This is a genomic window from Mesorhizobium sp. B1-1-6 (assembly GCF_006443035.1).
Lineage (GTDB): Bacteria > Pseudomonadota > Alphaproteobacteria > Rhizobiales > Rhizobiaceae > Mesorhizobium.
Genome location: NZ_VFWR01000004.1, coordinates 269,649 through 290,607, shown reverse-complemented (window position 1 = coordinate 290,607; position 20,959 = coordinate 269,649). Strand labels below are relative to the sequence as shown.

The 20,959-nt window shown below is 62.2% G+C and carries 15 protein-coding genes and 1 tRNA gene; 4 read left to right on the top strand and 12 right to left on the bottom strand.

What is annotated here, in order from left to right; genetic code table 11:
- Nucleotides 1-4: 4 nt before the first annotated feature.
- Nucleotides 5-166, bottom strand: a complete 162-nt coding sequence (locus FJ979_RS32485) for a hypothetical protein (protein ID WP_181167211.1) — start codon at nucleotides 164-166, stop codon at nucleotides 5-7.
- A 199-nt stretch (nucleotides 167-365) separates the two neighbouring features.
- Between FJ979_RS32485 and FJ979_RS10560 the strand changes: the two genes are divergently transcribed.
- A tRNA-Pro gene (locus FJ979_RS10560) sits at nucleotides 366-442 on the top strand.
- 160 nt (nucleotides 443-602) lie between these two features.
- Here the strand turns inward: FJ979_RS10560 and FJ979_RS10555 are convergent.
- The gene (locus tag FJ979_RS10555; RefSeq protein WP_140520751.1) at nucleotides 603-1,721 is read right to left on the bottom strand and encodes a glycosyltransferase family 9 protein; all 1,119 of its coding nucleotides are present in this window, start codon (nucleotides 1,719-1,721) and stop codon (nucleotides 603-605) included.
- 304 nt (nucleotides 1,722-2,025) lie between these two features.
- Here FJ979_RS10555 and FJ979_RS10550 point away from each other — a divergent pair, with 304 nt between their 5' ends.
- Nucleotides 2,026-2,370 carry a hypothetical protein gene (locus tag FJ979_RS10550; protein ID WP_140580823.1) on the top strand — a complete coding sequence of 115 codons (345 nt, stop codon included), beginning with the start codon at nucleotides 2,026-2,028 and terminating at the stop codon, nucleotides 2,368-2,370.
- A gap of 26 nt (nucleotides 2,371-2,396) precedes the next feature.
- Here the strand turns inward: FJ979_RS10550 and FJ979_RS10545 are convergent, their stop codons facing one another.
- The 4 genes from FJ979_RS10545 to FJ979_RS10530 form a co-directional block, all read right to left on the bottom strand.
- On the bottom strand, nucleotides 2,397-4,016 hold the full coding sequence (locus FJ979_RS10545; RefSeq protein ID WP_140580821.1) for an ABC transporter ATP-binding protein: 1,620 nt from the start codon (nucleotides 4,014-4,016) through the stop codon (nucleotides 2,397-2,399).
- 1 nt (nucleotide 4,017) lies between these two features.
- A complete protein-coding gene (locus FJ979_RS10540) occupies nucleotides 4,018-5,136 on the bottom strand; it encodes an ABC transporter permease subunit (protein ID WP_140494797.1) in 1,119 nt (372 codons plus the stop codon).
- Complete coding sequence (locus tag FJ979_RS10535; protein WP_140494801.1) at nucleotides 5,129-6,052, bottom strand: ABC transporter permease subunit; 924 nt, start codon at nucleotides 6,050-6,052, stop codon at nucleotides 5,129-5,131. Before FJ979_RS10535 ends, FJ979_RS10540 begins: the two co-directional genes overlap by 8 nt.
- A 171-nt stretch (nucleotides 6,053-6,223) precedes the next feature.
- Nucleotides 6,224-7,816: a peptide ABC transporter substrate-binding protein gene (locus FJ979_RS10530; RefSeq protein ID WP_140520754.1), complete on the bottom strand. Its 1,593-nt coding sequence runs from the start codon at nucleotides 7,814-7,816 to the stop codon at nucleotides 6,224-6,226.
- A 285-nt stretch (nucleotides 7,817-8,101) separates the two neighbouring features.
- Between FJ979_RS10530 and FJ979_RS10525 the strand changes: the two genes are divergently transcribed.
- A complete protein-coding gene (locus FJ979_RS10525; RefSeq protein WP_140580968.1) occupies nucleotides 8,102-8,548 on the top strand; it encodes a TadE/TadG family type IV pilus assembly protein in 447 nt (148 codons plus the stop codon).
- Complete coding sequence (locus tag FJ979_RS10520) at nucleotides 8,549-10,318, top strand: TadG family pilus assembly protein (RefSeq protein WP_140580820.1); 1,770 nt, start codon at nucleotides 8,549-8,551, stop codon at nucleotides 10,316-10,318.
- Between the two features lie 20 nt (nucleotides 10,319-10,338).
- Here the strand turns inward: FJ979_RS10520 and FJ979_RS10515 are convergent, their stop codons facing one another.
- From FJ979_RS10515 to glgB, 6 genes are all read right to left on the bottom strand, one after another.
- Complete coding sequence (locus FJ979_RS10515) at nucleotides 10,339-11,973, bottom strand: alpha-glucosidase family protein (protein ID WP_140580818.1); 1,635 nt, start codon at nucleotides 11,971-11,973, stop codon at nucleotides 10,339-10,341.
- Nucleotides 11,966-13,969, bottom strand: a complete 2,004-nt coding sequence (gene glgX / locus FJ979_RS10510) for a glycogen debranching protein GlgX (RefSeq protein ID WP_140555878.1) — start codon at nucleotides 13,967-13,969, stop codon at nucleotides 11,966-11,968. The genes FJ979_RS10515 and glgX overlap by 8 nt, the downstream gene beginning before the upstream one ends.
- Before the next feature lie 157 nt (nucleotides 13,970-14,126).
- Nucleotides 14,127-15,755, bottom strand: a complete 1,629-nt coding sequence (locus tag FJ979_RS10505; protein WP_140494811.1) for an alpha-D-glucose phosphate-specific phosphoglucomutase — start codon at nucleotides 15,753-15,755, stop codon at nucleotides 14,127-14,129.
- A 3-nt stretch (nucleotides 15,756-15,758) separates the two neighbouring features.
- Nucleotides 15,759-17,204, bottom strand: coding sequence for a glycogen synthase GlgA (gene glgA, locus FJ979_RS10500; RefSeq protein WP_140494814.1), 1,446 nt, complete (start codon nucleotides 17,202-17,204; stop codon nucleotides 15,759-15,761).
- 135 nt (nucleotides 17,205-17,339) lie between these two features.
- On the bottom strand, nucleotides 17,340-18,605 hold the full coding sequence (glgC, locus tag FJ979_RS10495; protein ID WP_140494816.1) for a glucose-1-phosphate adenylyltransferase: 1,266 nt from the start codon (nucleotides 18,603-18,605) through the stop codon (nucleotides 17,340-17,342).
- A 3-nt stretch (nucleotides 18,606-18,608) separates the two neighbouring features.
- Complete coding sequence (gene glgB / locus FJ979_RS10490; protein ID WP_140494818.1) at nucleotides 18,609-20,855, bottom strand: 1,4-alpha-glucan branching protein GlgB; 2,247 nt, start codon at nucleotides 20,853-20,855, stop codon at nucleotides 18,609-18,611.
- Nucleotides 20,856-20,959 lie beyond the last annotated feature (104 nt).

Genomic DNA, 20,959 nt, shown 5'->3' with positions numbered 1-20,959 from the left:
CTTGTCAAAAGATCTGGTTGTAGGCGCCGACTTCCGGACTACGGCGCAGCACCGCGTCGAACGTCTGCCGGCGCCGCTGCGACGATACCGGGCTCTCCACCACCACGACAAGCTCCGGCAATCCGAAACTGTTGGGCCGTGCTTCGCCAACGATCCTGAGGGTCAAGACTGGAAATCTCCGGGCGGCTGGAAACACAAATCGCGCAAACGTTTGCCGAGGAGTGCCCTACCACGGAAGCCTTTAAGCGGCGTTTATTCGAGGCGCTGAAACAGGCTCGCGAAGAAAGCTGGCGAAATGCGACAGAAGTGCTGCCATTGACGCTTGCAGGAACCAGATGCGGCGGCTATAAGCCCGCGTCTGGTCACGGAGTGTAGCGCAGCCTGGTAGCGCACCTCGTTCGGGACGAGGGGGTCGCAGGTTCAAATCCTGCCACTCCGACCAGAAAAACAAAGCGATACGCGTGTTTGTTGTTCCCGCTGCAGCGGCTCGATGTTTGATCGTCGCCTGCTCCAATTCATCGCTTTACGCAATTCCGGCTCCAATTCATCGCTTTACGCAATTCCGGACGGAAAAACCGCTGCGCAGTTTTCCTGGAATTGGTTTAGCTGACGCGTTCTATGAGTTCGATTGCCGCTTTGGTGACGTCGGCGGCGTCAAGCCGTTGAACGCAATAAACGCCCCCTGCATTGCCCACCTTGCAGAGGCCCGGCGCTATGCACTTGCATGGCATCGGAGGCTGCAGCGTACGGTTGGGAACGCCAAGAGGCCCCCAGATGTCAGGTTGGGTCAGACCGAACAGGCCAACGACGGGCGTTTTCATGGCCGCGGCCAGGTGCATGGGTCCGCTTTCGTTGCCCAGGAAGATCAGGGCCTCGCCCAGCAGGGGCAAAAGGGTGGTCAGGGGTGCCTGGCCAACGAGATTCACGATCGGCGATGTTGCCGCATCCAACACCTTGCCTGCGATACCTGCCTCGTCCGGGCCGCCAACGATGACCGCCCGGAGACCCTTTCGACGGTAAATCTCTCCCAGGACCGATGCGAAACGGTCAGGCTGCCAGCAACGGCCTGGGAAACTGGCGCCGGCATGGACGGCGACAAACGACTTCGTTTCCAATTCGTGTCGGGCAAGCAGCTGCTTTGCCTGACGCGAACCGGATTCGGTTGGCTTGAGGGACGGAATAGGATCGGTCACAGGAATGCCAAGGGCAAACAGCGGCGACAGGTACCGATGCAGATAATGCTCGCCGCCATGGCCGTATGTGGCGGCAAAGATGTTGGCGCTTTGGCGCTCCCAGAATTTCAGGGGCTGCTCCGATGGAACATAGCCTACGCGAAAAGGCGCCTTGACGAAGCGCATCACAAGCCGTGATGTCTTGGAGTCGGACAGATCGATGATAAGATCATAATCCGACTTCCTCAGATCGTGCAGGAGCCTGGTCATTCCGGACATGCGCTCGAAAGGGGAGCCGCGCATTTTGCCGCGATCGAGCGAAACCACGCTGTCGGCGATGCCTTGCTCCAGAACGAATTTCGCCAGCGCCGCCTGGCATAGCATGGTGATCGTCGCGTTCGGAAACTCTGCCCGCAGATGCCTGACCAGAACCGAAGTTAGAACAACATCCCCGATAAACTTCGTCTGATTTATGAGTATTGATTGTACGTTGCCAGCCTTCGGCAGCGCCTTTGCCGGCTCTTTTGAATTCTTGATCCAACTTTTCATGGAATGACTATTCCATTTCAGCCAAAAAGAATCCAAAATTTTCGACAAACGATCGATGTAGGCAATAGCCGCGCAATGACAAGCTCGTTCTGTCCGCTGATATAGGATATCGCCTCAGCCATCAACCAACCAGGAATATTTGTCAACGCAGATGGGGCTCGCAGGCTCTCTTTCAAGGGTTCCGCCGAGGTCGAACTCGTGTCCGTCGTGAATGTGAATGACCCCGGTTCGTTTCGGCGTACGCACGCATGCGGACATATCGGAGGGTGGCCATGGTCGCTTACGCTGGAGTAAGGTCGTGGACATGAAATTGCATTCGACCCCCAGCAGGCCGTTCATCCCCGTGCTCCTTCTCGCCCTTGTCGGAGGCTGCGCGTCGACCAGCGGATCGATCGACCCGGCGAATTACGACAAGATGACATGCGCCGAACTGAACAGCGCCATAGGGGAAGCCGCCAAAGACATCTCGCAGACAGCCATCACGCGGGGCAAGGTCGCCAGCACCAGTGTTCCGAGATGGCTGCTGGGCGGCTCAAGCGTCAAGGCCGCCGTCGCCAATCGCGAAACGACCAGGATCGATCGGCTGAAGCAGCAGCAAGCGGCCATGGCCGCCGCCAGGGCGCGCAAATGCCCAGGGCTGGCGAATTGAGCTGAGGCGCCGCTGCCGGGCTCGCCTCACGCACTCAAACGAAACCGCGTGACATCGATTGCGGCGCTCATCAGCGTCTGCGTGTAGCCGGCCTGCGGATTGCTGAAAATGTCTTCCGTCGGCCCTTCCTCGACGATCTTGCCCTGCTTCATGACGATGATGTAGTCGGCCATGGCGCGCACCACGGCGAGGTCGTGGCTGATAAAGAGGTAAGACAGCTCATGGTCGGCCTGCAGCTTGCGCAGCAACTCCACGATCTGCTTTTGCACCGAGCGGTCGAGGGCGGAGGTCGGCTCGTCCAGCACCACCAGCTTGGGCTTGAGGATCATGGCGCGAGCGATTGCGATGCGCTGGCGCTGGCCGCCTGAGAATTCGTGCGGATAGCGATTGCGCGAGTTGGGATCGAGGCCAACTTCGCGCAGCGCCTCGACGGCGCGCTGGTCGCGCTGCTTGCCCGAGAGGTTCGGTTCATGCACCAGCAGCCCTTCGGTGATGACCTGGCCGATGGTCATGCGCGGCGACAGCGAACCGAACGGATCCTGGAAGACCAGCTGCAACTGACGCCGCAGCGGTCGCATGGCCTGGCGGTCGGCGGTCGAGATATCGCGGTCGCCGAAGCGGATGACGCCGTCGCTCGGCAACAGCCGCAGCAAAGCGCGGCCAAGCGTAGATTTTCCAGAGCCTGATTCGCCGACGATGCCGATCGTCTGATTGCGCCTCAGCCTGATCGAGATGTGGTCGACGGCGCGCAGCATCAGCGGTTCGCCGGCCAGAAAGCCGCCGCCGATACGGAAGGTGACCTCGACGTTTCTGCCTTCGAGCAGGACCGGCGCATTGGCCGGCGGCGGCGCCTTGGTTCCGGTCGGCTCGGCCGCCAGAAGCATCTTGGTGTAGGCATGCTGAGGACTGGCGAAGATGGCTTGCGCGTCCCCCTCCTCCACCACCTCACCGGAGCGCATGACATAGACCCGGTCGGCAAAGCGCCGCACGATGCCGAGATCGTGTGTGATGAAGACGATCGCCATGCCGAGCTTGCGCTGCAGCTCGGCCAGAAGCATGAGGATCTGCGCCTGGATGGTGACGTCGAGCGCAGTCGTCGGTTCGTCGGCAATCAGGATGTCGGGATCGTTTGCCAACGCCATGGCGATCATGACGCGCTGGCGCTGGCCACCCGACATTTCGTGCGGATAGGATTTCATGCGCCGTTCGGGATCGGGAATATGCACCAGCCTGAGCAGGTTGAGCGCCTCCTCGCGCGCTTGCGCCGCATTCAAGCCCCGGTGCCGGCGGATCGGTTCGATCAGCTGGTTGCCGATCGAATAGAGCGGATCGAGCGAGGTCATCGGCTCCTGGAAGATCATGCTGATCTTGCGGCCGCGGACCTTGTTCAGCTCGGATTTGCTTAGCGTCAGAAGATTGCGGCCGCGATAATCGACGCTGCCGGTGGCTTCTCCATTGGAGGCCAGCAGGCTCATCGCCGCCATCATCGTCTGGCTTTTGCCTGAGCCGGATTCGCCGACCACGGCGACGGTTTCGCCCGCCTTGACGTGGATGTTGATGCCTTTCACCGCCTCGACCGCGCCGTCGAGGGTGCGGAAGCGCACGCGAAGATCTTTTACGCTGAGAATGGTCTCTGCTGCGTCCATCTTAGCGGTCCTTGGGGTCGAGCGCATCGCGCAGGCCGTCGCCGACGAAGTTCAGGGCGAACAAGGTGGAGACCAGGAAGAAGGCAGGGAACAGGAGCAGCCAGTTGGCGGTGCCGATGTTCTTGGCGCCGACCGAGATCAGCACGCCCCAGCTGGTCATCGGCTCCTGGATACCGAGCCCGAGGAACGACAGAAAACTCTCCAGGATAATGACCTGCGGCACCAGCAGCGTCATGTAGATCACCACCGGCCCGAGCAGGTTGGGAATGACGTGGCGCAAAAGGATGCCGCGCTGGCCGACGCCCATGGCCTCGGCCGCCTGGACATATTCCTGGCGGCGGATGGACAGCGCCTGGCCGCGCACGATGCGGGCCATGTCGAGCCACAGCACGGCGCCGACCGCCAGGAACATCAGCACGAAGTTGCGGCCGAAGAACACCACCAGCATGATGACGAAGAAGATGAAGGGCAGCGAATAAAGCACGTCGACGATGCGCATCATCACCTCGTCGACCCTGCCTCCGGCAAAACCGGCAGTGGCGCCATAGAGCACGCCGATGGCCACGGCCACGACGCCGGCGAGCAGACCGATGGCCAGCGAAACGCGCCCGGCCATCAGCGTCCGCGACAACAGATCGCGGCCGGTGTTGTCGGTGCCGAAAAGAAAATATTGCTGCTTGACCGAGGCGCTCATCGTCGCTTCGAGGCCGTCAGGCGACTTGCTTTCGATCCTGGTGTCGTCGAAGGCGTCGGACCGGTCGAGATAGCGGATGTTGCGGTCGTCGATCGCCTTGCTGGAGGTGACGGTGACGAAGACGCGATTGCCGTCCTGGCGCCAGTCCTTGATGTCGACACGCATGCGCTTGATCGCCTCATTAAGCGCGGTCTCGATCATGTCCGCCTTCGGATAGGCCGACAGGCTCGGCGGCGTACGCACATAATCACCATAGATGGTGGTGTATTGGTGCGGCACGAACCAGGGCCCGAACACGCTGATCACGGCGATCAGGATCAGATAGTAGAGGCTGAACATGGCAGCGCGGTTGGCCTTGAGGCGCGCCCAGGCATCGCCCCACAGCGAACGGCCGACGACCGGTGCGGCGATCGCGATATCAGTCATAGCGCACCCTCGGATCGACGACGGCATACATGACGTCGACGATCAGGTTGAAGACGATGGTGAAGATGGCGATGACCACCACCGTCCCCATCACCAGCGTGTAGTCGCGGTTGAGCGCGGCATCGACGAAGTAGCGCCCGACGCCGGGAATGGAGAAGATCGTCTCGACGATGATCGAGCCGGTGAGCAGGGCGGCGGCAGCCGGACCGGTGAAGGAGACGATCGGCAGGACGGCGCCGCGCAGCGCGTGCTTGACCACCACCGACCAGTCGGACAGGCCGAGCGCGCGCGCCGTGCGGATGTGATGCGAGCGCAGCGATTCGATCATCGAGCCGCGCATCAGGCGGGCGACGATGGCGATCTGCGGCAGGGCAAGCGTCAGCACGGGACCGATCTTGTTGATAAGCGCGCCATCGCCCCAGCCGCCGATCGGCAACAGCTTCCAGGTCAATCCGAACACGAGCTGGATAATCGGCGCGATGACGAAGGTCGGGATGGTGCTGCCCGCGGTTGCCAGCGCAATCACCGTGTAGTCGCCAAGTTTGTTCTGGTTGAGCGCCGCAATGGTACCGAGCACGCTGCCGAGCAGCAGCGCCAAGATCAGCGCGGAGGCGCCGAGCTGAATGGAAATAGGCAAGCCCTTCGCGAAAAGCTCGGTGACGGTAAAGTCCGGCATATTGTAGCTCGGGCCAAAATTGCCGCGCAGGAGATTGCCGAGATAGTGGACATATTGCAGCCAGAGCGGGTCGGCGAGCCCGAACTGGGCTTCAAGATTGGCCCTGATCTCGGGGCTCAGGCCCCGCTCCTGGTTGAACGGGCCGCCCGGTGCGACGCGCATCAGGAAGAACGCCAAGGTCACGATGACGAATAGCGTTGGAATGGCGGTCAGAAGCCGCCTGAAAATGTAGCGTAGCATCGGCGGTGCCCTGCTTCGGCCAGGGTGACGGGCATCCAACCGGACGCCCGCAGCGCTCTGGCACCTCTCATCTTCGCACCATGGCCTGCGAAAATCGATTTCGACTTTCGGGCCCCATGCGACGACAGATCGAACCGCCGTCCTGAACGGGCGGCGGTTCGATCAAGGTTTTCAATCCTTGGAGATGAAGCGGGACGGATGCACGTCCATGACGTTGTCGACGAAGCCGTGCAGCTTCGGGGAAACGATATCGTGGTAGCTATAGTAGAGAAGCGGGATCTGGCCGACGTCGTCGACGAGGACACGTTCGGCGGCGGCGAGTTCCTTCATGCGCTCTTCCGGCTTGCCGCCGGCGGCGGCCGCCTTGTCCATGGCCGCCTCATATTGCGGGCTGTCATAGACCGAATAGTTGTTGCCGCTGGCCTTGCGCGAGATGCCCAGGAAGGTTTCGGGATCCTTGTAGTCGGCAATCCAGGCGGCGCGCGCAACGTCATAGTCACCCCTCTGCTCGAGGAAGGAGTAGTGGGTCTTGGTGTCGGTGTTGAGCAGCGTGACGTCGACGCCGAGCGGCTTCAGCTGTTCCTGGATGGCGACCGCGGTATTCTTGTGGTTCTCCGAGGTGTTGTATCGGATCTCCATCTTCAGCGGATGCTCCGGCGTGTAACCGAGTTTCTCGAGTATCTTCTTGGCTGCGTCCTCGCGGTCGATCTGCGACATGTCGGCATATTTGGCCATCGCCGGCGTGTAGCCCTCGATGCCCGGAGGGACCATCGAATAGCCTGGCAGCATTGAATTCTGCCAGACCTTTTCGGCAATGAAATCGCGGTCGATGGCCATCGAGATGGCATTGCGCAGCTCGACATTGTCCCAGGGCTTCTTGTCGGTCTTGATCGCGTAGTAATAGGTGCCGAGATACGGCCCCACCTTGATCTGATCACCGAACTTGGCCTTGAGGTCGGCGAGCTGCTCGGTCGGTAGATCGTCGTAGCTGTCGAGTTCGCCGGCCTCGAAGCGCTTCATCGCCGAGGAGCGATCCTCTGTCGGGATGTAGTTGACGACGTCGATCTTGACGCTTCCGGCATCCCAGAATTTCGGATTCTTGACCAGTTTCATATGATCGTTGGGAACCCACTCGGCCAGCGTATAGGGGCCGTTGGAAACGAGATTGCCCGGCTTGATCCAGTCGGCGCCGAGCTTGTCCATGGACGCCTTGTTGACCGGATAGGTCGCCTGGTGGGTCAGCATTTCGAGGAAATATGGCGTCGGCGCCTTCAGCGTCACTTCAAGGGTGGTCGCGTCGATGGCCTTGACGCCCATGTCCTCGGGCTTGCCCTTCTTGGTGTTGACTTCCTCGGCGTTCTTGACGGGATAGAGCATCGAGGCATATTCGGCGGCCGTCGCCGGGTCTTCGAGGCGGCGGAAAGCGAAGACGAAGTCTTCGGCCGTCACCGGGCTGCCGTCGGACCACTGGCCGTCCTTCCTGAGCTTGAAGGTGTAAACGGTACCGTCATCCGACACCGTCCAGCTCTCGGCGGCGCCGGGGATGACGTTGGCCTTCTCGTCCTGCATCACCAGACCTTGGAACAGGTCGCGCAAGACGTTGGCTTCATAAACCGTCGAGGTCTTATGCGGATCAACCGACTCGGATTCGGCAGCAGTGCCTCTGTTGTAGACGACCTCGGCAAAGGCCGGCGTGTAGAATGTTCCGGCGGCCAGCGCCATGGTTGTGGCGAATGCCGTCGCCTTCAGCATGTTTTTCAGCATGAAGTTTCTCCCTGTCGGCGCTGCCAACGGCGCGCCTTTGCGTGTTGACGCCCCGGGACCGATGTCTGGCCCCTTTGAGCGCGCCGCCGGTTCCCTCCGTCGGCTGGTGGCAGGAGACTAGACAGGCGGCAAGCTCTTTTCAACCGAGTACTGATTGACCCTAAGTCAATAGCCAGGAATCAAAGAAGCCGCGGCTAAATTAGCGTAGCTTTTCAATCATACACACTTCCAGGTTGCGCCTAGAGTTTTCGCTTTTTGCATGCGAACTTTGGCATGCTCGGCGGCATGGTTCAGAACCTCATTCGCCGGATCCAGGGGCGCCGATTCCAGACAGACACTTCGGCAACTTCGGCGATTGAGTTCGCTCTGCTATCACCGATATTCATCCTTCTCCTGCTCGGAATGGTTGCATACGGTATCTATTTCGGCGCGGCCAATTCAATACAGCAGATCGCGGCGGACGCCGCCCGGACGGCCATCTCGGGGCTGAACCAGACCGAGCGGCAGACGCTCGTGGCCTCGTTTCTCGCCAATAATGCCGGTGGATATCCCTTCGTCGACGCCAGCAAGCTGACTTATCGGGCCAATGACAGCACGGCGGACGGCAATCAGTTCGTGGTGTTGATCCAGTACGATGCCCGAAACCTGCCGATCTGGAATCTCTTTCCGGGCATAGCCATGCCGGGTACCACGATCAAACGCCAATCAACGATCAGGGTCGGGGGCATCTGAATGCTGCTCAGTTCGCGCTTGAAGATCGGCAGGCTTGCACGCCTGATGCTTGGTGACCAACGAGCGAATTTCACGGTGATGACGGCGTTGAGCGCGCCGGTCGCGCTGGCGCTGGCAGCAGTGGCGATCGACGAGGCCTCCATTTACACCGAGCGCCGAGAAGCACAGGCGATGGTCGACCTGGCAGCGATCACCGCGGCTTCGAACATCAACAACGTCCAGACCGCGGTCTTGACCACGCTCACCGACAACGGGATGCCAGGTGTCGTCGTTCAGGGCTCGGGTCAAACCATTCCCGCGGCGGTGGGCAAAACCGTCGTGACGGTCACGCGGGGCCGATATGCAGGGGCATCCTCGGTCAATGTGGATCATCGCTTCCAAGCAGGCGTAACCCCTTACAACGCGGTTCATGTGACCCTGCGCAAGATCCCCAACCGCTATTTCGCAAGCTCGCTGATCCCAACGCCCATCATCGGCACCGAAGCCACCGCCAGCATGACGCCACAGGCCACTTTCTCGGTCGGATCGAGGTTGCTCAGCGTCAATACCAGCAACAGCCCCATCCTCAACGCGCTTCTCGGCGGCCTCCTAGGCGGCAACATCTCGCTCAGCGTCATGGACTACAACGGATTGATCTCCGCCGATGTCAGCGTGCTTTCCTTCGTCGATGCCCTGGCGGTGCAATTGAACCTGACGGGCGTGACCTATTCGGAGGTTCTGGCCTCAAAGGCTACAGTCGGCCAGATCGCCACCGCCATGGCCAATGTTCCCGGGCTCGGCAACACGGCCAAGGTCGCCTTGCAAACCATGGCAAGCAAATCGACTAACACGGTCAAGATTCCGCTCAGCCATCTCATTGACCTCGGCCCCCTCGGCAGACTTGGCCTCGGGCAGAGGCCAGCCGGCCTTGGCGTTGACGCCAGCGCGATGGGAATGCTGATGGCCGCCGCCGAACTGGCAAACGGTTCGAAGCAGATCGACCTCGGTCTCAGCACCGGCATACCGGGGGTGCTGTCGAGCACGCTCGCCATCGCCTTTGGCGAACCGCCGCAATCCTCGCCATGGCTGAAGGTTGGCGAAGTCGGCACCATTGTGCGGACGGCCCAGACCGGTATCAAGCTGGTGGTGAAGATCGGAGCCGGCAACAGCAATGTCGGAGGCGGTATCACCCTGGTGTCGTTCAGTCTGCCTCTGCATGTCGAAGTCGCCTATGCCGAGGCCAAGCTCACCGACATAAGTTGTCCGACAGGCCCCAGCAGCATCAAGGTGACCATCGCCACCCGTCCCGGTATCGTCGAAGGGCATCTCGGCGACAGCAGCAGCGCCGGCTTTGCCGATTTCACCAACAAGGAGACGTTTTCCAACACGGAAATCGCGAGCGTGAAACTTCTGATCATCCCGGTGCTGTCGGTGGTGGGCTCAGCGGCGTTCGACATGGCCAACAACACGCCAACGACGTTGACTTTCAACAAGGCCGATATCGATGCCAAGACGATAAGGACCGCTTACACCCAAAATTTTACCCAGTCGTTGACTACGTCGCTGGTCAGCGATTTGTCGCTGACGGCGAATTTACTCGGTCTGCCGCTGCTGAATCTGAACACGCTGATCGCAACCGTAAGCCCGCCAGTGGTGGCACTTCTGAACAGCGTAACAGCTCCGGTCGACACGTTGCTTACCAATCTGCTCGGAGCTCTTGGCGTGCGTCTCGGTGAAGCCGACGTCCGGGTCACCGGCGCAACGTGCGGACGTGCCGTGCTTGTCCAGTAAGATGGCCGGCACGCGCTGATCTAGGCAAGGTGTCCAAGAAAGCATCCGAGTGTCGGCAGCAAAAGCACGGCTTCTCCGGCGAGCGAGGCATCGCCGCCAAGTTTCGCAACCGCTCCTAAGTCTTGCGGCAGCGGCCAATTGGCCGGTTCCCCGGCGAAATTGAAGGCACAAAGCAGCCTCTCATCGCCATGCTCGCGGACAAAGGCCAGCACGTCGCCTTCGGCGTCGAGAAAGCGGATCGAACCGCCGACCAGCGCCGGATGCCGCTTGCGCAAAGCGAGTGCCGAACGGTAGGCGGAAAGTACCGATTGCTCATCGCCGCTCTGTACATCGACCGCGCGAGCGCGATGGCTTTCCGGCACCGGCAGCCAGGGTTTACCGGTGGAGAAGCCCGCATTATCGGCGCCGGTCTCCCAGACCATGGGCGTGCGGCAGCCATCCCTTCCCTTCACACCGGGCCAGAAGCGGATGCCTACCGGATCGCGCAGGTCCTCATAGGCAAGTTCCGCCTCCGGCAACCCGAGTTCCTCGCCCTGGTAGAGGCAGATCGAGCCACGCAGGCAAGAGAGCAGCATGATCGAGAATTTGGCCACCACGTCAGGATCGCCGCCCGGCCGCGTCCAGCGGTTGACATGACGCATGACGTCATGGTTGGAAAACGCCCAGCAGACCCAGCCATCTACGACAGCGTTTTCGAAAGCCTCGACACAGCCGCGCACATGCGCCGCCGAAAATTGCGGGCCAAGCAGATCGAAGGTGTAGCACATCTGCAGCTTGTCGCCGCCGGAGGTGTAGGCGGCCAGCGTCTGTAGGGAGCGCCCCTCATCACCGATTTCGCCGACGGCGGCGCGATCCCCGTACTCGTCGAGCAGCGCCCGAAAGCGCCGCAGGAACGCTAGATTTTCCGGCTGCGTCTTGTCGAACAGGTGCTCCTGGTAGAGGTAGGTGTTGGTCTCGGTGTTGGTGCCTGCAACGCTCGACGCCAAGGGCGGATTGCTGCGCAGCCAGCGGTCGTGGACGTAGTAGTTGACGGTGTCCAGCCGGAAGCCGTCGACGCCGCGCTCCAACCAGAACCGCACCGCATCCAGGAGCGCGTCCTGGACCTCCGGGTTGTGAAAGTTGAGATCCGGCTGCGAAGCGAGGAAATTGTGCAGATAGTACTGCCGGCGGGTCGCATCCCATTCCCACGAGGGGCCGCCGAAGACCGACAGCCAGTTGTTGGGCACACCACCATCCGGTCTGGCGTCGGCCCACACGTACCAATCGGCCCTTGGATTGTCGCGGCTGGCGCGGCTTTCGACGAACCATTGGTGCCTGTCGGAGGAGTGCGACAGCACCTGGTCGATGATGATTTTCAGGCCAAGCCGGTGCGCTTCGGCAACCAGTGTATCGAAATCCTCCAACGTGCCGAACATCGGATCGACGTCGCAATAATCCGACACGTCGTAGCCCATATCGGCCATCGGCGACTTGAAGAAAGGCGACAGCCAGACGGCATCGGCGCCGAGCGAGGCAATGTGGGCGAGCCTTGATGTGATGCCGGCGAGATCGCCGCTGCCGTCGCCGGTCGTGTCCTGGAAGGAACGCGGGTAGACCTGGTAAATGACGCAACCGCGCCACCAGTCGGCCGCTCGCTCGGCATTGTCGTCAGTCATCACGACCCTTTCCCTGTCTGGGCCCTTCCGTCCTGCGCTCGATCATGAAATTCACGCTGCGGCCCGGCAGCGCGCGAGAAAGATCAACTGCTTGCGCTTCGATGGCGGGATGCCATCGGAATCCGTCTCGCGCGGGCAATGTGAAGATGCATTGGCGGCGATCGCCATTGACCATGACGGCAAGCCGGCCATCCACGCCGCCGAGCAGCATGACGAGGCGATGCCGGGCGGGATCGTTCCACTCCGCCTCGCCGAGCAGCGCCCCCGTCTCGGTGAGCCAGGCGGCGTCGGCAGTGTCCGACCCGGCCAGCGGCTGGCCGGTGAGGAAATCTGTATTAGAGAGCGCCGGCACCGCGCGGCGCAAGGCGGCCAGTGCACGCGCGTAGCCTTCCAGCGCCTGGTCACGCCCCTTCCAGTCGAGCCAGGTGATGTTGTTGTCCTGCGCATAAGCGTTGTTATTGCCTTGCTGGCTGCGGCTGAATTCGTCGCCGGCCGTCAGCATGATCGTGCCGCGCGAGGCGAACAGCGTGGCGAGCAGCGCACACTGGTCGCTGAAGCGCGCCTTCGCGATTGCCGCGTCGTCCGTCGCGCCCTCGACGCCGTTGTTCCAGGACAGGTTCTCGTTGTGGCCATCGCGATTTTGCTCACCATTGGCCTCGTTATGCTTCTCCTCATAAGCAACGATGTCGGCCAGCGTCATGCCGTCATGGGCCGCGATGAAATTCACCGTGCGGCTGGCGGGCTGGCCGCCCCTGCCGAAAATATCGGACGAACCGGCAAGTCGTGTCGCCAGCGTACCAACCATGCCGGCATCGCCGCGCCAGAAGCGCCTGGCATCGTCGCGATAACGATCGTTCCATTCCAGGAAGCGGGAGGGGAAGTTGCCGAGCTGATAGCCATCGAGACCGATGTCCCAGGGCTCGGCGATCAACACACGGCCGGCCAACAGCGCATCCTCGCGCATCGCCTCCAGCAACGGCGCTTGCGCTTCGAATGTGCCGTTGACGCGCCCCAGCACCGGTGCCAGGTCGAAACGAAAACCGTCGACGCCGGTATGGCGGACAAAATGGCGAAGCGTGTCGAGCACCATTTCCCGCACCGCCGGGTGATCGCAGGCAATCGTGTTGCCGGTACCGGTGTCATTGACCAGCCTGCCATCCGGCTGATGCCGGTAATAAGCCTGATTGTCTAGGCCGCGCAGCGACAATGTCGGACCGAGCCTGTCACTTTCGCCCGTGTGGTTGAAGACGAGGTCGAGAATGGTGCCGATGCCGGCCGCACGCAGCGCGGCAACGGTAACGCGCAATTCGGCCAGGCCGCCAGGGGCCAGGCGCGGGTCTAGTGCCATGAAGGTGACAGGGTTATAACCCCAGGCGTTGCTCAACCCGAGCGGCGGCAGATGCCGCTCGTCGATCGATGCCGTCACCGGCATCAGCTCGACGGCGGAGACGCCGAGCCTTCGCAGGTGCTCGACGATAGCCGGATGAGCAAGCGCGGCGGTCGTGCCGCGCTGTTTTTCCGGCACATCCGGATGCAGCTTGGTGAAGGCGCGCACCGGCACTTCGTAGATCAGGCCGCCCGGACGGAACAGCGGCGGCGGCACAGGCACAGCCGTGAGCAAGGCTTTCGCCACGGCCTTCGGCATCAGCGGCGCGGTATCGGCACCTTCGTTGCGCCGCGCGGCGAGACGCCAGTGATAGGCATAGGGCCGATCGATCTCGACGGCGTAGGGATCGGTCAGCAGCTTGTCGGGGTCGAACCAAAATCCGCGCTCGGGCGCGTAGTCGCCATCGGCGCGGAAACCGTAGCGGGTGCCCTCGGCAAGGCCGGAGACGAAGAGTGCATGCACCCCCTCTCCTTCCGCTTTCAGCTCCAGCCGGTCGAGTTCGCGGTTTCCCTGTTCGTCGAAGATCGAGACCCAGAGGCGGCGCGCCGACGAGGACCAGGCGGCAAAGCGGATGCCGTCGGGGGTGATGGTGGCGCCTAGTGAGGTCATCGGCGCGTCCTCCACCCTCCCCCTTGTGGGAAGGGTCGCGAATGAAGTGAGCGGGGTGGGGGGTGACGCCGGCAAAGCCCTCTACGAGCACCCCCACCCCGACCCGCTACGCGGATCGACCCTCCCCACAAGGGGGAGGGTGAAGCCACCGCCACGCTCAAGTAATCACGCTCGGCTTGTCGCGGCCGGTGTGGCTCCTAATTCCCGCGATGTCATCCGCTGCCGCGATCAGATCGGCGAGCGCCTTCTGCGTATCGAGATCGTGCCTGGCCTTGTCCGGCTCGTAGCGCTCGATGTAGACGCGCAAGGTGGCGCCCGAGGTGCCCGTGCCGGAAAGCCGGAAGACCACGCGCGAGCCGCCTTCGAACAGCACCCTGATGCCTTGATGCTCGCTCACCGAACCGTCGACCGGATCGTGATAGGTGAAGTCGTCGGCATTGGCGATCTTCAGGCCGCGCACGCTGGTGCCCGGCAGCGAGCCAAGCTTGGCGCGCAGTTCGTCGACCAGCGCATTGGCGCGCCCGCTCTCGACTTCCTCGTAGTCATGGCGCGAATAATAGTTTCGGCCGTAGGTCGCCCAGTGCTCGGTGACGATCTGCTTACAGCTCTCGCCGCGCGCGGCGAGGATGTTGAGCCACAAAAGCACGGCCCACAGGCCGTCCTTCTCGCGCACATGGTTGGAGCCGGTGCCCGCACTTTCCTCGCCGCAGATCGTCGCCATGCCGGCGTCGAGCAAATTGCCGAAGAATTTCCAGCCGGTCGGCGTCTCATACATGCCAATGCCGAGTTTTTCGGCGACGCGGTCGGCGGCCCCACTGGTCGGCATCGAGCGCGCAATGCCCTTCAGGCCTTCCTTGTAGCCCGGCGCCAGGCGGGCGTTGGCGGCGAGCATGGCGACAGAATCCGACGGGGTGACGAAAATGCCCTTGCCGATGATCAAATTGCGGTCGCCGTCACCGTCGGAAGCGGCACCGAAATCCGGGGCGTCCGGTCCCATCATCTCGTCATAGAGATGTTTGGCATGGACCAGGTTCGGATCCGGATGGTGGCCGCCGAAATCCGGCAGCGGCTTGAAGTTGCGGCAGGTGCCGTCGGGCGCGCCAAGCCGGTGTTCGAGGATCTCCTTGGCGTAGGGGCCGGTCACCGCGTGCATGGCGTCGAAGCGCATGCGAAAGCCCGACTTGAACAGTTTGCGCAGCGCGTCGAAATCGAACAGGCTTTCCATCAGCTCGGCATAGTCGACGACCGGATCGATGATCTCGACCGTCATGCCGGCGGCCTTGACGGTACCGATCGCGTCGATGTCGATCGGATCGATGTCGACGGTCTTGAAGCTGGAGATCGCCTTGGTCCTGGCGAAGATCGCATCGGTCAGCTTTTCCGGCGCCGGGCCGCCATTGCCGGCATTGTACTTGATGCCGAAATCCTCGTGCGGGCCGCCCGGATTGTGGCTGGCTGACAGGATGATGCCGCCGAACGTCTTGTACTTGCGGATGACATGCGAAGCGGCCGGCGTCGACAAGATGCCGCCCTGCCCGACCATCACCTTGCCGAATCCGTTGGCGGCGGCCATGGCGATGGCCTTCTGGATGACCTCGCGATTGTAGAAGCGGCCGTCGCCGCCGATCACCAGAGTCTTGCCCTTGAACCCGTCCAGCGCGTCGAAGATCGACTGGATGAAGTTCTCGGCATAGTGCTCCTGCTGGAACACAGGCACCTTCTTGCGCAGCCCCGAAGTGCCGGGCTTCTGGTCGGAATAGGGTTTGGTGGGAACGGTGCGTATCATGCTTCAAGCAACCCTTTTCGAAAGCAGCAGGCGATAGAGTTCAACGTATTTGTCAGCGCTTCGGTCCCAGGACAGGTCGGTCTTCATGCCCTGGCGCTGGATGGCCTCGAAGATCGCGGGGCTGGCATGGGCCTCGGCCAGGCGGCGGATGGCATGAAGCAGCGCGCCGCCGTCGCTGGGCGCGAACTGGAACCCGGTCGCCACGCCGGCGGCAATCGCCGCCTCGTTGGCGTCGATGATGGTGTCGGCGAGCCCCCCGGTGCGGGCGACCACCGGCACGCAGCCATAGCGCAGGCCATAAAGCTGCGTCAGTCCACAAGGCTCGAAGCGCGACGGGATAACGATGGCGTCGCAGCCGCCCTGCATGACGTGAGACAGGCCTTCGTCATACCCCACGACGACGCCTATACGGCCGCGGTGGCGTGCGGCGGCGGCGAGCAGCGCGCCTTCGAGGCCGGCATCGCCCGAACCCAGAATAGCCAACCGCGCGCCCGTCGCAACGATGCCGTCGACCGCCGTCGCCAGTATGTCCATGCCCTTCTGCCAGGTCAGGCGGCTGACGACGCAGACGATCGGGCTACCGTCGCGATCGAGGCCGAAACGGCCCTCGACAGCGGCCCTGTTGGGCGCGCGCGCCTTGAGCGAGGCGGCTGTATAGTTCGACACCAGATGCTTGTCGGTCTCCGGGTTCCAGATGGCGGTGTCGATGCCGTTGACGATGCCATAGAGATCGCTGGAGCGCATGTTGATCAGGCCGTCGAGACCCATGCCGAATTCCGGCGAGCGGATTTCTTGCGCATAGGTCGGGCTGACGGTGGTGATTGCCCAGGCAGCCTGCAGGCCGGCCTTGAGGAAGCCGACGCCGCCATAATATTCCACGCCGTCAAGCGCCATCGCCGCCGTCGGCAGTCCGAGTTCGCCGAAGATGCCGGCGCCGAACTGCCCCTGGAAGGCGAGGTTGTGGACAGTCATCATCGACGGCGTGCCGACCGCTTTGCCATAGCGCATATAGGCCAGCGTCATCGCCGACTGCCAGTCATGGGCATGCACGATATCGGGCATGTAACCGGAGATGGCACCGCCGGCGATGTCGGCGCCGGCCTGGCTGAGCGCTGCGAAACGGCGCCAATTGTCCGGCCAATCGGCACCCGCGGCATTGCCATAAGGACCGCCGGGACGATCGAACAGATGCGGCGCATCGAGCACGAAAAGATCGAGCCCGGCAAGCTGGACAGAATGGACCGAAGCCTTGCCGCCCTGCAGCAGCGGATACTTGTAGACAGACTTTTTTTTCTTGAAGGCGTCCATCACCATGGGAAAACCGGGAATAAGCGTGCGCATGGTCACGCCTTTGGCGGCCAGCGCGACGGGCAGCGCGCCGGTCACATCGGCAAGCCCGCCGGTCTTGATCAGCGGAAAGATCTCGGGCGTGACCGACAGAACCTGCATGCGCTTACCGAACCGCTCCTGGTGCATGTAGCCCAAACCGTGCAGCGGTTCTGGGGCAAGGACATGCACAAACCACCCTAAAGTGACAGCTTGTTGATCAACCCGATCGGATTGACAACTTGTTGATCAAACTGATCAGGTTGACAACTTGTTGATCATGTCCTGCGTGATCAGGCAGATGCCCTTTTCCGAAACGCGGAAGCGCTTGGCGTCGAGCACGGGATCCTCACCGACCACCAGCCCTTCCGGTATCCTTACACCGTGGTCGATGACGACGCGCTTCAACGTTGCGTTCCGGCCGACATGAACGTCGGGCAGCATGACGACCTCTTCCAGCGTCGAGTAGGAATTGATGCGCGCGCCGGTGAAGATCAGGCTTTTCCTGAGCGTCGCGCCCGAGACGATGCAGTCGCCCGACACAAGCGAGGACACGGCCGAACCGCGCCGTCCATCCTCGTCATGCACGAACTTCGCCGGCGGCTTCAACTCGGCATAGGTCCAGATCGGCCAGTCACGATCGTAGAGGTCGAGTTCGGGCGTCACGTCGGTCAGGTCGATATTGGCTTCCCAATAGGCATCGACGGTGCCGACATCGCGCCAGTAGGCCTCATTTTCCGCGGTCGAGCGCACGCAGGACTTGGCGAAGCGGTGGGCGATCGCCTTACCGTGCTCGACGATATAGGGGATGATGTCCTTGCCGAAGTCGCGGCTCGAACCGGGCTCGGCCGCATCGCGGCGCAGCTGCTCCATCAGGAACTTGGTCTTGAACACGTAGATGCCCATCGAGGCCAGGGCAAACTCCGGTTTGTCTGGAATGCCGGGAGGGTCGGCCGGCTTTTCGACGAAGGCGATGATGTTGTCCTTGGCATCGACATGCATGACGCCGAAGCCCGTGGCCTCCATGCGCGGCACTTCGAGGCAGCCGACGGTGACATCGGCGCCGGCGTCGACATGCTGGCGCAGCATCAGCTCGTAGTCCATCTTGTAGATGTGATCGCCGGCGAGGATGACCATGTATTCGGGGCCATAGGCCTCGATGATGTCGATGTTCTGGTAGACCGCGTCGGCCGTGCCTTCATACCACTGGGTTTCCGACACGCGCTGGCTGGCCGGCAGGATGTCGAAGCTTTCGTTTCGTTCGGGCCGCAGGAAGTTCCAGCCGCGCTGCAAATGGCGGATCAGCGAATGCGCCTTGTATTGGGTGGCAACCCCAAGGCGGCGGATGCCGGAGTTGAGGGCGTTGGAGAGCGCGAAATCGATGATGCGCGTCTTGCCGCCGAAATAGACCGCCGGCTTGGCGCGCCGGTCGGTCAGTTCCTTGAGGCGGCTGCCGCGCCCGCCGGCCAGCACATAGGCCATGGCGTCGCGGGCCAGCGGCTGGGTTCGTTTCGAGTTTGCCATTTTCTACCCTCCCAAGTTACCCGGTCTCGACATGGCTTGTTCCGCGACCAGTTCAAGCATGATCGTCGACAGCGGCGGCAAGAGCATCGTTGCGGAGATGCCCCCTTCCTCCGCCCGCGCTTCGACGGCGCCGCCATTGCCTTTGCCGGATCCGCCATATTCGGAAGCGTCCGTGTTGATGATCTCGCGCCATGTGCCGGCTTTCGGCAGCGGCACGCGGTAGTTGTCGCGCGGCACCGGCGTGAAATTGGAGATGATCGCGACCGGATTGCCTCCCGGCGCGCTGCGCAGCCAGGCGAAGACGGAATTCTGGCTGTCGTCGACGATCAGCCAGGAAAAGCCTTCCGGCTCGCAGTCGCGGCCGTGCAGGGCCGGTCGCGAGCGGTAGAGATAGTTGAGGTCGCGCACCACCTGCCAGACACCGCGATGCGAGCGGAAATCGAGAAGATTCCAGTCGAGCGCGCGCGCCTCGCTCCATTCGCGGCGCTGCGCGAACTCCTGGCCCATGAACAGCAGCTTCTTGCCGGGGTAGCCCCACATGAAAGCGTAGTAGGCGCGCAATGTCGCGAATTTCTGCCAGTCGTCGCCGGCCATCTTGCCAAGCAGCGTGCCTTTGCCGTGCACGACCTCGTCATGCGAGAGCGGCAGCACGAAATTCTCCGAGAAGGCATAGACTAGGCCGAAGGTAAGGTCGTTGTGGTGGTGTTTGCGGAAGATCGGCTCCTTGGAGAAATACTCCAGCGTGTCGTGCATGAAGCCCATGTTCCACTTGAAGCCGAAGCCCAGCCCGCCTTCATGGACCGGAGCCGAGACCTTCGGCCACGAGGTCGATTCCTCGGCGATGGTCATGACGCCCGGATGGTGGCCGTAGAGCTCCTTGTTCATCTTCTGCAGGAAGCTGACCGCCTCGAGGTTCTCGCGGCCGCCCTTCTCGTTAGGAATCCATTCGCCTGCCTTGCGCGAATAATCGAGGTAGAGCATCGAGGCGACCGCGTCGACGCGCAGGCCGTCGACATGATATTTTTCGGCCCAGAACAACGCGTTGTTGACCAGGAACGACACCACCTCGCGGCGGCCGAAATTGTAGATCGCGGTGTTCCAGTCGGGATGAAAGCCCTGGCGCGGATCGGCATGCTCGTAGAGCGCAGTGCCGTCGAAATGGACAAGGCCGTGCTCGTCGACCGGAAAATGCGCCGGCACCCAGTCGAGGATGACGCCGACGCCGGCACGGTGGGCGCCGTCGACAAAGCGGGCAAAGCCGGCCGGGTCGCCAAAGCGCGCCGATGGCGCATAGAGGCCTGTCGTCTGGTAGCCCCAGGAGGGATCATAGGGATGTTCGGAGATCGGCATGAACTCGATGTGGGTGAAGCCGGTCTCGACGACATAGGGGATCAGCCGGTCGGCCAGTTCATCCCATGACAGAAACGTTCCATCGTCGCGAAGCTGCCAGGAGCCGGCATGGACCTCGTAGATGGAGATGGCCTCGCGCCGCGGATCGGCATTGCGCCAGAAACTGCGATGCGCCTCGTCGCCCCATTGATGGGCGGGCGACGCAGCGGTCACCGACGCGGTCGCCGGGCGCAGTTCGGACTTGAAGGCAAACGGATCGGCCTTCAGCGGCAATCTTACGCCATCGGGGCCGATGATCTCGTACTTGTAGGGCCTGCCGGCGCCGATATCGGGGATGAATACCTCCCAGATGCCGGTGTCGCGGCGGTCGCGCATCGAATGGCGGCGGCCGTCCCAGTCGTTGAAATCGCCGACCACCGAGACGCGCCTTGCATTGGGGGCCCAGACGGCGAAATGCACGCCGGTGGCGCCTTCGTGCTCGATGACATGCGCGCCGAGCTTGTCGAACAGCCTCAGATGCGAGCCCTCGGCAATGTAGTAATCGTCCATCGGACCGAGCACCGGGCCGAAAGAATAGGGATCCGTCAACCACCAGTCGCCCCCGGCATTCCTGGCGTGATAGCGCAATGGCTGGCGCTTCTTGATCGACAGCTTGCCTTCGAAAAAGCCGCCATCGTCACGCCTGGACAGTTCACCAGCAATCATGCCGGTCAGCGTATAGGCGGTGACGAACTCCGCATGCGGAACGAAACAGCGGGCAAACAGGTTCTTGCCCACCTCATGGACGCCGAGGACCGCAAACGGATTGCCGTGCGTGCCGGCGACAATCGCCGCGACATCGCTGGCCGGGGCCGATCCGTCCGGCCCGCTTGTCGCAGCGGTCGCGCGCGGTTTCCTCATCGGGCAGTGTCCCTCCCCGGGCACCAAATGTTTGTTTTAAGGTATAAATTCGGCGTTTGAACTCACACCCCGGACTACATCGTTCGTGGCCTCATGCAATCACA

Excerpts from the sequence above, each read along its gene's own strand:
- FJ979_RS10555 (WP_140520751.1), bottom strand. The coding sequence starts at position 1,721 with ATGAAAAGTTGGATCAAGAATTCAAAAGAGCCGGCAAAGGCGCTGCCG.
- glgB (WP_140494818.1), bottom strand. The coding sequence starts at position 20,855 with ATGAGGAAACCGCGCGCGACCGCTGCGACAAGCGGGCCGGACGGATCG.
- FJ979_RS10515 (WP_140580818.1), bottom strand. The coding sequence starts at position 11,973 with ATGACTGACGACAATGCCGAGCGAGCGGCCGACTGGTGGCGCGGTTGC.
- FJ979_RS10505 (WP_140494811.1), bottom strand. The coding sequence starts at position 15,755 with ATGATACGCACCGTTCCCACCAAACCCTATTCCGACCAGAAGCCCGGC.
- FJ979_RS10520 (WP_140580820.1), top strand. The coding sequence starts at position 8,549 with ATGCTGCTCAGTTCGCGCTTGAAGATCGGCAGGCTTGCACGCCTGATG.
- FJ979_RS10525 (WP_140580968.1), top strand. The coding sequence starts at position 8,102 with ATGGTTCAGAACCTCATTCGCCGGATCCAGGGGCGCCGATTCCAGACA.
- FJ979_RS10550 (WP_140580823.1), top strand. The coding sequence starts at position 2,026 with ATGAAATTGCATTCGACCCCCAGCAGGCCGTTCATCCCCGTGCTCCTT.
- FJ979_RS10530 (WP_140520754.1), bottom strand. The coding sequence starts at position 7,816 with ATGCTGAAAAACATGCTGAAGGCGACGGCATTCGCCACAACCATGGCG.
- glgA (WP_140494814.1), bottom strand. The coding sequence starts at position 17,204 with ATGCAGGTTCTGTCGGTCACGCCCGAGATCTTTCCGCTGATCAAGACC.
- glgC (WP_140494816.1), bottom strand. The coding sequence starts at position 18,605 with ATGGCAAACTCGAAACGAACCCAGCCGCTGGCCCGCGACGCCATGGCC.
- glgX (WP_140555878.1), bottom strand. The coding sequence starts at position 13,969 with ATGACCTCACTAGGCGCCACCATCACCCCCGACGGCATCCGCTTTGCC.
- FJ979_RS10545 (WP_140580821.1), bottom strand. The coding sequence starts at position 4,016 with ATGGACGCAGCAGAGACCATTCTCAGCGTAAAAGATCTTCGCGTGCGC.
- FJ979_RS10540 (WP_140494797.1), bottom strand. The coding sequence starts at position 5,136 with ATGACTGATATCGCGATCGCCGCACCGGTCGTCGGCCGTTCGCTGTGG.
- FJ979_RS10535 (WP_140494801.1), bottom strand. The coding sequence starts at position 6,052 with ATGCTACGCTACATTTTCAGGCGGCTTCTGACCGCCATTCCAACGCTA.